Raw genomic sequence first — 14,968 nt, 5'->3', positions numbered from 1 at the left:
GCAACGATTCGCGCCCAGCCAGGCTCCTTCAAAGTCGTTTTTCGGACTCAAAGCCCCTGCCAGCCACTGGTGATCACGGTGACCCATCTACCAGCATGGTCATCGCGCCGACAGCGTACCCAAATCCCAACCAGGATAACGAGGTTGGGAAAATTTCACTAACCGTCAGAAGCGGGATCCGCAACCCTTGAGCACACACCACTGACGATAATTTCCCCATTTCCCACATGGAATGATTCGACGGAGTTCAGCAAGTAATCAACCTTACCCGCAGACCCGCTATCAATCTCACCAGCAACCCTGTCAAGACCGTAGAAAATCAGCCACTGAACGTCCGATCCTGGCGACTCCTGCGATTCCACATCGCGAAACCAGCGCTCGATCAGGGCTCGATCTTGCAGAATCAGTTTGTATCGATGCCCGCCGGGATGTGGAGACCGCTGCAGCAATCGCTGGGTCGCGAAAACAGACACTTCAGCCTCATCCACCATGAGCCTGAGAACATTATCGCTCATCGCACCCTCGTGAAATCCGTTCCGGGAATCGACGACTTGAAAGTCGGAATACTGTCAGGCGCATACAGGGAAAGTTCTATTTCCGTTTCATCCTGGAAATCTTTTCGTATTTTTCCTAGCGTGTCGCGAACCCACCGACCATTGCGCCCCTGCAGTACTGCAGGGTTGATCGACACAAGCATATCAAGATCAGAATCCGAATTAGGGCCTCGACCTCGATATCTACTCCCCGCCCGGGATCCGAATATCTCGACCCCGTCCACCACGTGCCGATCCCCGACCCTAAGTCCATCGAGTCGAGCCAAAACCCGTGAATATGCGTCAGCCGGAACTCCGATGGGCGTGCACGAATTGTGAACCAGGATAGGCGTCTTACCGGCGAGTACATAGTACGTGTGGAGCTCGGCTACGGTGAAGTTGTAGGTGTGCGTTCGCTTGGTGAAGGCCTTGTTGCTCTGGACGGTGACGGTGCTGCCGTCGTCGGTGAGCAGGGTCATGCCTGGAGTGAGGATGCCCGCCTCTACCCATGCGTCCTGGGATGGGGACCAGAAGGGGTGTTCGCGTGTCGCTGTGAGTTTCTTGATCCCGTCCGGTGTGGATATGGAGAGCGTGTTGAGCCGCTTCTCCCCTTCACTCCGGATGAGTTGGGTTACCTTTCTTGGACCCTTCTCTCCGGTTTCAGGGTCGGCGGACTGAACCATGTCGCCGACTTCGATGTCCTCGATGTCTTTGGCGGTTCCGTCCGCCATGAGGATGTCAGTGCCAGCCAGGAAGCACTTGGGTGCGTATTTGAATTTGCTGACCGGGAGCGCGGTCAGTAGTGCTTGGAAGCCGATGTTGTCGCAGATGGGGCAGGTGTTCTGGAGCGGGATGTCCTTGACATGCGTCCAGTGCACGTCCAGCCCGTTGGAATCCTGCCCTGTGGAGTAGAAGTCCCGGATGGCCTGGCATTCGTCGACGAACGAGAGGCTGCAGCGTTCCCTGAAGTACAACTCTACGTTGAGTTCGTAGCTGAGCTCCGGCATGTAGGTGCCGTTGTTCTTCATCTGGCCGACGCCGGGCAGCTTGGACTGGTAGTCCTTGTAGACGTCCGGTGGGGGTAGTGCCGGTGCGCCGTGTCCCAGATTGCTGATGACCTTGCCGGCTCCAGGGGAGCTGCCGTAGCCGGCGGGGGCGGGGTGGCTGCTGGGGAAGCCGGGTGTACCGCGGACACTGCCGTCGGGATTCAAACCGCCATCGGGGTCACCTTCTGTTCCGCCGTCGGGGCGGGTCCAGCCCTTGCCGTTGTTGCAGCTGTCGCACCATTCGCCGCTGGGGTCGGAGGCGGTGACGGGCGTGTTGTTGGCGTAGCTATATCCGTTGAGGGATTGCGACTGCGCGGTGTCGAGGAGGGGGTCGACGCTGATGAACTGGCCGATGGCGGGGTCGTATTCGCGAGCGTCGATGTGAGTGAGGCCGGTGGTTTCGTCGGTGGTCTTGCCGAGGAAGCCCTTGTCATCGGGCCATGCGGTGCCGGTGGGTTTGCCGCGTTCGGCGCCGAAGGCGGTCATGTAGCGCTTGCTGACTGTTTGGGCACTGTCGGCGCTGATGGCGAGGCTCGAGGTGCCGTGGTGGTCGCCAGCGAGGTAGGTGAGTTTGTTGGTGCCGGATTCGTTGGAGCGCAGTGCGATGGCCTGGGCTCCGGCGACGTAGTAGCGCTGGGCCCAGGTGGTGCCGTCGGAGCGTAGGTGGAGTTCGGTGGTTCCGGTGTACAGGATCCGGTCGCCGCCCTGGGTGCTGCGGATCAGCAACTCGCCTGAGGCGTCGTAGAGGTATTCCGTGGCCTTGCTGTTTTCGGTGAGCTTGGCGAGCTTGCCGTCTTCGGACCAGACCAGGTCTTGAGCGGCTGAAGTACCGGGCCGCTTTGTCGTGTTGCCGGCCTTGTCGGGAGTGTAGGTGCGTTCTTGGGCAGCGCAGTCGCCCTTGGTGGTGGTGCCGGTCAGGAAGTGCGGCTGGTCGATCTTGGTGTAGCAGTATGTGGTCTTGGCGTCGCCCGCGCTCTTGTGGGTGGTTTCGGTGGTCCGCTGGCCGGCTTGGTTGTAGGTGTAGCTGGTCCAGTACGGGGCGGGCCCGGACAGGCCACCGGCGCTGGGTGCGTCGGAGCACTTTTGTGTGCTGGGGGTCCAGGCTTCGGTGAGGCGGCGGTGGCCGTCGTAGGCGAAGCACTGGGTTTCGGCGCTGCTGGTGCCGCCGAGGGTGGTGGGGTCGGTGATGGAGGTGACGTTTCCGGCTTCGTCGAAGCCGTAGTTGAGGTCCTGCAGGATGTAGGGCTGGCTGTCGGCCTTGACGTTGCTGCGGGTGAGGCGCCCGGTCCCGTCTTCGAAGGTGTTCCTGATGGAGACCTTCTTGTGGTCGGCGGTGTTGGCCGTTCCCAGAAGCTGCTCTACGGGCTGGCCGAGGGGCGAGTAGGTGGTGTCCAGGAGGTAGCCGGTGGATCCGCCTACCGAGGTGACCTGACCGACGCTGTTGTAGCCGTAATCGATGATCTCCGAGGGCAGGCCGCCCAGGGCGGGTTCTTCGGCGGTCTTGGCTGTGCCGTCGAGGTTGTATGCGCTCTTGAACGCGAGGGTGCGGGGGGTTCCGGCCTTCACGAACGGGTCGTCGGCGGGTAGGTCGAGGGTGGTGGCAACCGGGCGGGACAGGGTGTCGTAGGCGGTGACGGTGTCGGTGTACGTCTTGCCGGTCTTGCCGCCGACGTAGCGGGTGGAGGTGGCTGGCAAGCCCTTGCCGTCCGTGACGGTGTCGAAGGTGTAGCCGGTGAGCTGGTTGGCGTCCGTCTTGGAGCCGGCCCAGGTGCCAGTCATCCGTCCGAGCTCGTCGTAGCCGCTCAGGATCGATTTGCCACGTGAGTCGCTGGACTTGATCGCCCGGTCCATGACGTCGTACTCGGTGGTGCTGGTGCCCTTATCCGGGTCCTTTGTTTCCACCAGACGGCCGAAGAGGTCGTAGGTGTAGCCCCACTTGGCATTATCGGGGCCGGTGATTTCCTTCGGCAGGCCGTCCCGGTTGTACGCGGTCTTTGTCGACGCGTAGCTGGCACCGAGCCCATCCCCGTACTGAGTGTCGTCCGGGGACTTGCCGGCGTATTCGCGGCTCTCCAATGTGCGGCCGCGAATGTCGGTGATGGCGCGGGTGGCGGTGCCGCCGTCGAGGGCGGTGCTGGCGGTGGAGTCGCCGGTGTAGCTCGTGGTGGTCGACCACTTCTCCACTCCGAAGACGAGCAGAGTGTTCTTGGTGGCCCGGCCCGCCCCGTCGAAGACGACAGCGCTCTGGTTGGGGGCCTCTCCATAATTGGCGCGGGTGTATTTGCCGTTGGGTGTGCTGGTGGTGTCGAAGATGTTCGCGTACGTCTCGTACGCCAGGCCGCGAGTGTCGTAGCGGGTGTCAGTCAGCAATTGCCCGCCCGTCGCCGTCTCGGACTGGCTCTGCAGCGGGCGCAGCAGTGAGTCGTAGACCGCGTAGCTGGTGGCGTAGCTCGTGCCGTCCCTCTTCAGCACGGCAGTGGACACCCAGGGGGCATCGGTGTTGCTGAGGTGGTAGGCGAACTTCGTGTTGGGGCCGAAGGTGGCGCTTTCGCCTCCGCGGTCCCGGTTGGGCAGCCACACCTGGGTGAGGCGGCCCAGGGCGTCGTAGACGAGTTCGGTCTTCTTGAGGTTCGCGTCGTAGGTGCGCAGGGGTTGGCCGCTGCGCGGGTCGAGGAAACTGGTTTCCTTGAATCCCTTGGGGTCGGTGGTGATCGTCTTGGTCACCGGTCCGGCCGCGGTGGGGGTGTACGCGGTGGTGGTCGACTGCCCGTCCGCGTTGGTGACCTTGAGTGGCCGGCCAAGGGCGTCGAAGTCCGTTGTCAGACTTGCGGTGATGGTCTGCCAGCCGGGCGTACCGGAGGCGTAGCCCTTGGCGCGGCCGGTCCAGGTGACCAGCCCCTTGGTCGGCTTCATGGATTCCGACCAGGTGGTGGCTCCGTCGTAGCCGGTCGCGGTGTCGGACAGGACGTCACCACGGCGCTTGTTGTCACTGGGCAAGTCGAGCGACGTGTCGACGACCGAGCACTCCTGGCCGACGGTACGGGTGCGCGAGGCGAGGCTGTTGATGCCGGCAGCGGTGTTGCGGGCATACCAGGTGCGGGTGCAGGTTTCGTCGCCGCCCAGGCCCTTCTGACCGTAGTCGTCGATCTCCCGGACCATGCCCAGGTCGTCGTAGCGGGTGGTGGCGACCTGGGTGCGCCAGGTCTTGGAGGCCGTGAGATAGGTGCTGGCGTAGGTCGAGCTGGGGCGTACCCAGCGGGCGTTGTGGTCGGCTGCGTCCGGTACGGACTGGCTGGCGGTGTTCTTGTACGTGTAAGTGGTGTAGGAGGTGGAGACCGGCTGGCTGCCGTTGTAGGTGACCTTCTGGAGGAGCTGGCCCGCGTACTGGTCGCTGTCGGTCAGGGCGGCGAAGTCGACGTCGGTGTCCAGGAGTGGATCGACGCTGACCGTCTTGGTGGTGCCGTCCTTTTTCTTGTCCCCGTGCATGCCCAGCAGGTAGCGGGAGACGCTCTTGGAGCGGGTGGTGCTCAATGCTCCGGTGTAGGAGGTGACATCGCGGTAGCCGCGCCATTCGGACCAGGTCCGCTCGTCCTTCGGCGTGAAGGGGTCATCGCTGTAGTGCCAGGCGGCGCCGCTGTAGTCGTAGGCGTGCTCGGTCGACTCTCCGTGGCCGGTGGGATCGTCGACGACCACGGCCAGCACGCGATACTTCTGGAACCAGTCCACCGACGCGTCCGAGGCACCGTTGATGTTCCAGAACTGGGGATAGCAGGAGCGGGTGTTGGAGTCCTGGCTTGCGCTAAGGACCTCGCTGCGCTTGCACTCCGGCTGCGACAGTGTGACCGTCGTGATCGAGCCGGTCTCCGAGGTGATGGTCTCGATGCGGTGGCGCTTCAGCGGGAGGATGTCGTCCGTGCCGTCGACTCGGTTCGGGCGGCGCTGGTATGTGAAGCTGACCGGGTTGACGTCGATCGCCTTGGTACCGGCTTTGGCCGTCCGCTTGATCGATTCCAGGACCAGGACATGATCGGTGGTGTCACCGATGTCGCCCGCGTCGTAGTAGTCCTGAGTGAGTGCCCAGGAGTCCACCGGATCGTACGCCTTGGTCGTCGCGTTCCAGGAGAACGTGTTGACGCTGGTGAGGCGCTTTCGGGAGAAGAAAGACGGGCCGGCCGCGTTGCATTCGTCGTCACCATCGCTGCAGATCGCGTCGAAGGGGACGTCAGGCCAGTTCTTGGCCGTTGACTCGGTGAGGCTCGTGCACTCGCCGACCGTGCAGCGCTCGGCGTGCCCGAAGGTCACCTTGGCGTCCGCGTCGTCGGTGAACAGAGCACCCTTGCGCAGACCGTATTTGATCTCCTTGAGGTAGCCACCGCGGATGTACGAAGCGTTGGCAGTACTCGCCTCGTTCTTGGGGTAGTAGTTCGACTCCTTGGCGTACCAGTAGGTGGAGGCGTTGCCGCTGGTGTCCTCGACGTAGTCGAGGTTCCACCGCCATGCCTGGGTCAGAGCTCGGCCGGCGAAGTCGCTGCCCTTGTCGTATCCGGGCTCGCCGGAGTCGTCGCCGAATACCGGGACGGTCCATGTGGAGTTGGTGCGCTGGTCGGTGGCGCCATCGAGCTTGTCCTGGCCGAAGATGTATCTGGTGCCATCCCCCGTGATGACGGTCCAGTATTCGCCGTTGTCGTCGCCGTTGCTTGCGCCGGTGGAGCGAGTGACGGTGGAGGCGTCGTCGTCCTCCAGACGCCACTCGTCTGTTTTGGCGTCCTTGAGGATCAGGCGGCTGGACTTGCCGTTGAGGACGATACGAGCGTTGTCGTATTTCCAGCAGTGGTCAGAGATGTCCTTGTGGTCGTCATCGTCGCAGCTGCCGTAGGTGCGCTCGATGTAGGACTCGGTCAGGCTAAAGCCTTCGCCGACCGCGGATCCCTGGTTGTTGGTGGTGGCGGTGCGGCCGTCGACGCTGCCCGAGTCGTAGGAGAGGGACAGCGGCGGCGTGGGACCGGCTGCTGCCGGGGGCACGGTGAAACCGTAGTTCCAGGTGAACGATCCCGAACTGCCGCCGGCCTCCCAGGAGGACGAGGCAGCCAGGTCGGTTGCGGAGTAGTTTCCGGTTCCCTTGGGCGACGGGCCGGATCCGGCTGCCGCCGCGGTCACCGCCAAAACGGTGGCACTCGGCGCCGCCGCGCTCGCCGTCCGTTGCGCCGCAGTTCCGCCATTCTCCCTCTCGGCCAGCGAGACCTGAGCAGAGACCGACTGCGCCGAGAGATCGTTGTCGGTCTTCAGCGGGGTCTGCTGGCGGCAGGCGGCCTTCTCCGGCGTCGTCAGTGCACAGGCGGGCAGCCGCACCAGATGCAGCCGCTGGGCCCAGTCGCCGCCCAAGGAGGAGGCGAAGCCGCTGTAGTCGACGCTGATCTGCGCCGTGCCGGCCGTGTCCGCAGTCGCGCTCAGTACGACGCCGCTGATGCCTGCCCTGGCTGCAGCCTTGTGATCCAGGACCGTGACGTGGGCGCTGCCCGTGGCGGCTGTGCGACGGTCCTTTGGGGGCGCGACGGAGACAGGTGCGCCGCCAAGATCTGCTGTGGCCCGCTTGCCTGCGGTGAGCGCGATGGTTGCGCTGTCTCGTCCGGGCCAGGTGGCCGTCTGTTCCTTGCGGGCTCGCGCGGCCTGTGCGGCACCCGCCTTCTTGCCTGCGGCTACCTTGTCGCGGGCCTTCTTCGCTCCCAGGCCCTTGACCTCTTTGACTTTGCTGACACGGGGCTTGGGTACGTCCGGCCGGCCCGAGGCGGCCTGTTCTGCCCGCGTCTCCTTGGCGACTGCGGCCTGGACCTCGCCGAGCGGGGCGAGCAACGCGAGCACCACTGCCGGGGTGACCAGACGGCGTCCCCATCGCCGCGCCCCACCCGAAGTCCGTCTTGAGGTGCCTATGCCAAATGCCATTGGAGTTTCGTCCCCACCCAGTTCACAAGAAGTCAAAGAGTCAGTAAGTCGCCCTGTCGGCCGAACCGTCCGGCCGCAGCCGGGCGGCGGCTTTCGTGCCGCCGCCCGAGACGAACGGTTCAGTCGCCCACCTGGGCGTCGATCTGCGCCGGACTGGCCATCGCGCCGGCCCACAGGCGCACTTCTTCGATGCGGGCGGGGAGGAAGTGCTTCCAGGTGCCGTTGGTGAAGCCCTTGCCGATGGCGAAGTCCCCGGTACCGAGTTGAACCGTGAAGGCGGCGGAGTCGCCGTTCTGGTTGTAGCCGAGGTGCAGGCTGATGGTGCCGGTGGTGGAGTCGTAGATGCCGGTCAGCCGGACCGGAGTATCCAGAGCCGCCACCTCTTCCGACGCCACGGAACTCCACGTTCCATCCGCGTTCAGGCGCCCGAAGTGCCACACGCCGAGCGCGACCGGTTTCTCCTCGAGGGTTTCCTCATCAAGTTCGGTGCCCTTGCCAGTGAGCTCGTACCAGAGGCCCCAGGCCGATCCGTCGGCGGTTCGTTGGCCCAGCACTTGCCCCGTGTATCCGACGTCTTTCCCGTACAGCTGCGCGCCGTCAAGCGCCACTCTCGTGGTCACCGTGAAGGGCGCATGGTCAGACACCAGCGGGCCGGCCGCAGTGGCTTCGTCGTTGACGCCGTCGAGCACGATGGCCCCATCGTTCAAGGAGGCGCCATTTGTCAGCGTGAGGTTGTGCCCATAGCCGGATGTGGTGTCCGCAACGGTCGTCCCACTGCCGCGATCGGCATTCCAGTCCGCCATCAGCTCCACACCCGCGAACTGCTCCGAAGTCAGCGTCCGCACCTCGTCGGCGATCTCTCGGGCTGTCAGCACCCTCTGCCAAATTGCGACTTCGTCGATCGCCCCCGGGAAGTACTGCACGCTGGTGGAGCCGGACTGGGCTCGGCCGATCTGCAGCGACCCTGTGGATTGCCACGATCCGTCGACGGCGAGTGGTCCGACCTGTCGGCGCCCGTCGACGTAGAAGTTCAGCTCCTTCTTCGCCGGGTCGTAGGTGGCGGCCAGATGCGTCCACACACCGGCCTGCGCCGGATACACGGCTTTCATACCCCAGAAGCCACTGCCGTCGGTCCGGTTCACACCGAAGAACCAAGTCTTTGCGGACGCGGAGTAGATGAAGGAGAAAGGGAGTCGTCCGTCCTGCGTCTGCTGCGCGAGGACCGTACCGATCTGATCAGTCTTATCCAGACGGACCCACGCGGACACGGTGTACGCGGACCGTGTCTCGATGACGGGCCTGCTGGACTGGGCGTACGAGCTGGTGCCGTTCAGCGACAGCCCCTTGTCCGTGACGGGTTCGGCCAGCGGCTGTCCCTGAGCATCATGGGTCATCACGCCTCGTCGGCCACGATCGTCGCGGGTAGCACCACCACCCAGCACGGCGTCGTCCTGTCCGCCGGCGTCGGCTGAGTCGATCGCGCTTCCGCTGCCTTCGTTGAAGTGGTAGCGCGCGACGGGCCCGTCGCCATCGGCAACCAGGAAGTCCACCGCGTTCCACGCCCCAGGGCGACCCGAATCAACACCATCCTTGGCGCGAACCCACAGCGTGAAGCTGCCAGCCCGATCCGGGGTGAGCGAAACACTCGCCGTTGCACCACTGACCGTCGCATAGGCCGTCATCCCTGACAAGCGGTACTCGTACGAGACGACGCCCGAGTCCCCGGCTGCCGGCGCGAAGCCAAAGGTGGCCTTCTGTCCCGGACCACCCATGCCTGCGCAGTCGTTGGGCAGGCACTCCTTGTACGGGCTGCCAAGAGTGATCTTCGGCGCCTTCGGAGCGGTCGGGTCCACCTTGAAGTAGCAAAACCCCGTGGTCGAACCGTTCGAGGGGCCGGCGAGATAGCTGGCGCCACTCTTGTAGTACGACTGCGTCCACGCTCGGTAGCGATACAGCTTGCCTTCGGTCAGCGTCGACCAGGTGATTGTCTGTTTCTTCCCGTCGCCTGCGTACCCGGTCGACGGCCGTAGATCGCCATTGCCCGCAGTGGTGTCCGACCAGGAGCCGTCGGTGTTCTTGTGGTCGAGGTCGAAGTAGATCCTCAGCTGCGCGTCATCTTCGCCGCCCGCTTTGGTCTGTGTGGTGGCGGTCAGTGTGGGGTTCGGGGCGGAGGTGATCGTCGGGTTCGTCTCGGCGGTCGAGCACACCGTTGTCGATCCGGCCACCAGACCGATCCCGGTGGGCTTGTCCGGGATTCCGACGAAGGAGACTTCGAGGACCGCATCGTTGCGGAACCGCTTCCAGGCAGAGGTGTCCGACTCGTCGTGCGCGCGTATCTCCAGGGTGAGCCGGGAGAACTTGCCAGCCGCGAAGTTCTTTACAGTGGAGGTGAGGTTCTCATTGGACTCGTCCGGATTGTCGTTGAACTCAATCGCCGCATTGGGCAGGCCTGGGCTGCACAGGTCCCCCCGGCCCGCCGAGACATACCGGTCGCCCATCCAGTCGAGTTCCTTGGGTCGTGACGACCAGGTGGTGGACGAGGAGATGTTGTTGGTGCGCACCAGATCCACCCAGCGCGGATCACACTGGAAGGCCCAGGGTTCGGTTACACGGAACGTTGCATCCAGGACGTGCTTGCCCTTGAGGCTGGCCGGCGAGAACTCGTAGTAGAGCTTCTGGACATACCCAGGCCCGCAGTAGTAGCCGCTCCAGCTGCCGCATTTGCCGGCACCCTTGCCTTGGTCGTCGTCGCCGTTGCCCCAGGCGTAGTCCTCGTAGCCATCCGATCGGAGGAGCGTCCGCTCGGACTCACCCCAGGTCACCGGGGGGTCGATGAACAGGGGGAAGGCTGCCTCATCAGACTCGGTGAGCAGCTTCGCGTCCGGCACGATGGACAGCGTGTCCTTGCTGACCTCCACGTCCATCTTCACCACTTGATCGCCTTGTCCGGGCTCTGCACCGGAACCCGACGGGGCGGTCTCGGACGGGTCGGAAGGTGCCGTCTCATCCGGGGCGGCACGCCCCGATACGGCTGCAGGCGTCGGCAGGTCCGAACCGGCCGAGTTCCACATCTGAGCAGGCGGCGCCTTGAACACCGTCTTGCCGTCCGCGTCGATCGCGGCAAGGTTCCCCGCCGCGCCCTCCTTCAGATGCAGCCCGGTGGTCTTCAGTCCGAAGGTGAGTTTCTTCAGCTTCTCGTTCGCAGCCGCCTCAGGCGTCTTGACCACCAGAACATGCTGGAAACTCTCCGCAGTCGCCGTGACCCTCAGGTCCACATCAGGCAGCACGTTCGCGTACACAGCGCTCGCGCCATCCAGCTTCGGCTGCGGCAACGAGCCCGGCCAGGTCAACTCGATCGAACGCCCCTGGCGTGAGATCTCCGCCAAAGGCTCCTTCTCGCCACCGCCGGAGAACACCATCTGCGGCGCCGAAGCCTTCGGGGCTACAGAACCGTCCGTACGCACCTCAAGCGTGGGATCCGGCTTCTGCCAGCCACCCCCAGCCCTGGAAACCCGGACCGGAACCGACGACTCTTGCGACGTGAAGGTGTAGCCATCCGGATTCGCGTAAACCGTGGTCTGCTCGGACCGCTGCCCCAGGACCTCAACCCGCTCGCCCGATTCCTTCGCTGCTGCCAGCGCTTTCTGCCCCTCGGACAGCGGCGCCGCATCGGCCTCCGCCGCAACTGCACCCGGGGCCTGCGCGACCACGGTCGACAACAACGCCGCCACTGCCACACCGATCACGCCGCGAGCGCCTCGACCAGGCAAATATCTTCGACGGCCGAGGCCATAGCTCCGCCCCCGCACGAACTCCACAGTCCCCACCCCAGAGTCACAAAACCGCTACAGGTGGCGAGAGTTAATGCTCCATCACCCTCAAAGGTCAAGCAAAGAAGTTGCCTTGACACGGGAAAGACGGCACACGAAAAACCTAAATGACGGGAGACGACCGGTTAGTCACCCCCACAACTTATTACGCTACCGAGACTCACCGTGACGAGGTCGACCCGTAACTCCACGACCTGCCGCCGCGACTCAAGGCCGCGCTTCTGCCCCCCGAGCAACCCATTGACATGCCCGTTCGGCCGGAAAGCGGCTTGACTGCTGGATTCATTTCGGCCGACCGGGGGGTTCGGTGAGGGGCCACCTGCTCAACCCTTCCTCGCCGAGACACGGAAGGACCACGGAGAGTCCACGCCTGGGCTGGCGCGCGACGGGATGTGTTGCCCTCGGCAGGAATTTCTCAAGATCCGAGACGCGCGGGAGATCTCACAGACGCGCTAGGAAGTGGCGCGGGCGGGGGCAGTGCGACCATCACTCGCTCGTCCTGACGTCGTGACAGTTCACGGCTGGTCGTCGTTGGCTGCTGCACGGGGCCATTCTGCGTGGAGAGCAGTCAGTCGCCATCAGAGTCCAGTGCCCGGGGACCGGTGTCATCCTTCTGTTCCGTGGGCTCGGGGACCGCCAGGCCGGTACCGATGAGGCGGCCGGTGATCATGACAGACTGCCGCCACTGGCATACCGCCCTACTGCCTCGCTCCCGACAACCACTTATGGTGATCACCTCGCCGCATCAGGCGACGCGGACACTCTGTAGCCCGGCACCTCCCAAGTGACCTCCTGTGGGGAGAATCTGGGGAGTACGACGGCCGCTGGGGAGCGCGTGGGGAGATCGAACCGCGTAACGCCAGGTGAAGCCGAAAGTCCCTGAAAGATGCGTTCGCGCAGGTCAGAAGCCGACCAGAGCGCATAACCGCAGGTCAGGGCGGCCTGGTAGACAACTTCAAGAAGATCTCGTCCTGGGCGGCGATCCTCTTCGCGCCGACGCTGGTGGGGACCATCTACGGGATGAACTTCGAGAACATGCCGGAGCTCGGCTGGGGGTTCGGATACCCCTTCGCGATCGGCCTGATGGGGATCGTCTGCGTCAGCCTGTACCTGATCTTCAAGCGGCGGGACTGGCTCTAGAGACCTGACACCGCACTCAGCCCTCCTTCGCGCTGTGGCCTCTCCCACGGATCGGCCTCCCTGTGTCCCTCGGCCCGCACGGAGGCGGAGCGGACACTCTTCACCATCGAAGGGACCACGACCTGGCGCGGGCAGCCGTCGACTCCGCCGCTGCTCACAATCCGCAGGCCGGGCGCCACGTGTCGAGGCCGGGGTGGCGTCTCCCGGCCTCGACAACCCGCTCAGGTCACGGTGATCCGATCGATGTCGGGAGCCCATCCCGAAGGATTGGCGAGCGTGACGGTGTTCCCCGTACCTGCCTTGAGATCGACACTCACCGTTGTCGAACCGGGTGTCGTCCAGTCGGCGGTGGGAGCGAAGGCGACCGTGCGCGGTGTGCCGCCGTTGACCTGGACGGTCGCCGAGCGGGACACGGCCGTCGCGTAGTGGAGGGTCAGTGACGTGGTGCCGCCGCTGCCTCCGTCGACGCCCTTGAACGTGAGGGTGGCGCCGTTGCCGAGGTAGCCGACCTTGGCGCCGCCCGAGCAGCCGGCGCAGTCGGCGACCACGGCGGTCCCGGTGAGGGCGTTGCCGGTGGCTTCGGCCTCGTAGCCGACGGGATCGGAGGTGCCGCCGGAGCCGACGGTCATGGCTCCGAGGCCGAGCCAGCCGTCCGCGTTCTGTCCGGTGTTCGCGAAGCGCAGCTTCTTCGCCTTGGAACTGACGTCCTCCAGGGGGTTCTTGGCTTTCATGACGAGCTGGTAGTCACCGGAGGCGACGCCGGAGAGGTCGACGTTCGCGTCGAAGTACTGGGCGTAGCCGTAGTCGAGGTAGGTCGGGTCGGAGCCCACACCCCAGTCGGGGAAGGCCCGGATCTTCTGCGGCATGACCTTGCGCAGGTCCCACGGCGTCTCCCAGCTCCTGACGACGTTGCCGGAGGAGTCCTTGAGCCCGAGGCTGACCTTCCACGGGTAAGAGAACGGGGCGACGCCGGTGTTGCTGATCCGTACGCCGACCTTGGTGCTGCCCTGCGCGGTGTCGTGGAAGTACGCGCGGTCGACACCCAGGTTGTAGCCCATGAGCCGGACCGCGGCGGCGACGTTGGGGTCGGTCGGTGCGTAGGCGGCGCTGCCTTCGTTGATCTTCCAGGTGGTGTGCTCGAGTTCGAGGCAGGCCTTCATGTTGTCGACCGCTCCCGAGCCGCCGGGCCAGGAAGCGAAGGCGGTGGGCTGGATCTCGGGCCGCACTTCACCGCCCATGGAGGCCGTGGTCCAGCGGTTCTCCACGCCCCGTTCGACGGCCTTCTGCAGTTGCGCGTACGAGGCTCCGCCCATCGATGCCGGCAGCGTGACTCCGGCGAGCGGGCTGCCTTCGCGGTAGCAGAACGAGTCGTCGTGGTATCCGACCGCCGGCAGTGTATCGGCGGCGCCTCCGGCCGACTCCGGGTATCTGACCTCGATCTTCGTGTGCGTGAAGGCACTGTTGTAGGCCTGGATGATCTCGGCGCCGTGGGCGTCGGTGGGCATGTAGTCCGGGTACGAGTCGCTCGAGGTGTCCGTGTCGTACGGCCAGGTGTGCCACTCGCCCCAGAGACCGACAAGTCCCATATGGATGAACCCGATCCGCGCGTCGCCGTCGTAGCGCTCGCCGTATGCGGCGATGAAGTTCTTGAGCGCGGTCAGCAGGTAGGGGCTGTCGTAGTCGGGGCTGGTGGTGTTCCAGTACGCGTTGGTGCGGTTGTCGACGTGCCCGGCGAAGCACGGAGGGATCGCATTGGCCGGGTGGCTGCCGGTGCCGCCGGGATACTCGATGTAGAAGCGGATGGCGGCCTGGTTGCCGTACGAGGCCGTCTCGTCGAGAGCCTTGTCCAGGACGCTCCAGTCGAAGTGGCCGCAGTCCGCCGCGTCGTTCATGACCTCGGACAGACCGAAGTAGCTCCAGGTCAGGGAGTGCGGGTAGCCCGTGTTCTGATCGCCTCCGGGCTGGTAGAAGCGGGCGAATCCCTTGAGCGGATTGTCCAGCGGCGCGTCGGCGCCGGTGAGGGTGTGCGCCGGGAGCGAGGGGTCCGGGTCGGGACCGGGCGCGGGCCGGGCGGGGGCGCCCGCGGCCGACGCCGTCGAGGATGTCGAGGCGTGGGACGCCGGGTCGGCCTGGGCGGTGACCGGCAGCGCGGCGAGAGCGAAGGCCGCGGCCCCGGAGCAGAGCGCGGCCAGCAGTCTTCTTCCGCGTCGTCGAGCGAAGGTGCGCATGGATCCAACCTCCGTGAGGTGATGAGGAGTTGTCGTCCAGCAGCCTCGAGGCGATCGAACGGCCCCACCCAACTCCCGCTTGACGTGGGGTTTTCTCTTCGGGCGGGCCGCTCGGCGACTCGTCTTCGCCGTCTCTCCCTGGGGTCCCGCGAGGCCGAGACCGCGGTTTTTTATGGGACAGCATTGACAAAGTTTCGCTGCTGCTCATCAATATGTGTCCACGGTGCCCCACTGACAAGAGGTGCGGCGCA

At 64.9% G+C, this 14,968-nt stretch carries 4 protein-coding genes and 1 pseudogene; 1 reads left to right on the top strand and 4 read right to left on the bottom strand.

Annotation, left to right across the window (positions count from 1 at the left end):
* Positions 1 to 158: 158 nt before the first annotated feature.
* The 3 genes from ACVHNB_RS11320 to ACVHNB_RS11310 form a co-directional block, all read right to left on the bottom strand.
* Entirely contained in the window at positions 159 to 515 is a 357-nt protein-coding gene (locus tag ACVHNB_RS11320; RefSeq protein WP_428951510.1) for a hypothetical protein, read from the bottom strand.
* Entirely contained in the window at positions 512 to 7,519 is a 7,008-nt protein-coding gene (locus ACVHNB_RS11315) for a polymorphic toxin-type HINT domain-containing protein (protein ID WP_456227957.1), read from the bottom strand. The genes ACVHNB_RS11320 and ACVHNB_RS11315 overlap by 4 nt, the downstream gene beginning before the upstream one ends.
* A 119-nt stretch (positions 7,520 to 7,638) precedes the next feature.
* Positions 7,639 to 11,265: a LamG domain-containing protein gene (locus ACVHNB_RS11310; RefSeq protein WP_456227956.1), complete on the bottom strand. Its 3,627-nt coding sequence runs from the start codon at positions 11,263 to 11,265 to the stop codon at positions 7,639 to 7,641.
* A gap of 1,032 nt (positions 11,266 to 12,297) precedes the next feature.
* On the opposite strand from ACVHNB_RS11310, the pseudogene ACVHNB_RS11305 reads away from it, so the two are divergent.
* Positions 12,298 to 12,489, top strand: a pseudogene (locus tag ACVHNB_RS11305) (CorA family divalent cation transporter); the annotation flags it as partial.
* A 221-nt stretch (positions 12,490 to 12,710) separates the two neighbouring features.
* Here ACVHNB_RS11305 and ACVHNB_RS11300 read toward each other — a convergent pair.
* Positions 12,711 to 14,717 (bottom strand): DUF4832 domain-containing protein, encoded by a 2,007-nt coding sequence (locus ACVHNB_RS11300; protein WP_456227955.1) that lies wholly within the window; start codon positions 14,715 to 14,717, stop codon positions 12,711 to 12,713.
* Between the last annotated feature and the right edge of the window lie 251 nt (positions 14,718 to 14,968).

It is taken from the genome of Streptomyces sp. YJ-C3 (assembly GCF_053891275.1).
The sequence above is the reverse complement of the archived record's forward strand: the minus strand, read 5'-3'. Positions and strand labels throughout refer to the sequence as shown.

Excerpts from the sequence above, each read along its gene's own strand:
- ACVHNB_RS11315 (WP_456227957.1), bottom strand. The coding sequence starts at position 7,519 with ATGGCATTTGGCATAGGCACCTCAAGACGGACTTCGGGTGGGGCGCGG.
- ACVHNB_RS11320 (WP_428951510.1), bottom strand. The coding sequence starts at position 515 with ATGAGCGATAATGTTCTCAGGCTCATGGTGGATGAGGCTGAAGTGTCT.
- ACVHNB_RS11300 (WP_456227955.1), bottom strand. The coding sequence starts at position 14,717 with ATGCGCACCTTCGCTCGACGACGCGGAAGAAGACTGCTGGCCGCGCTC.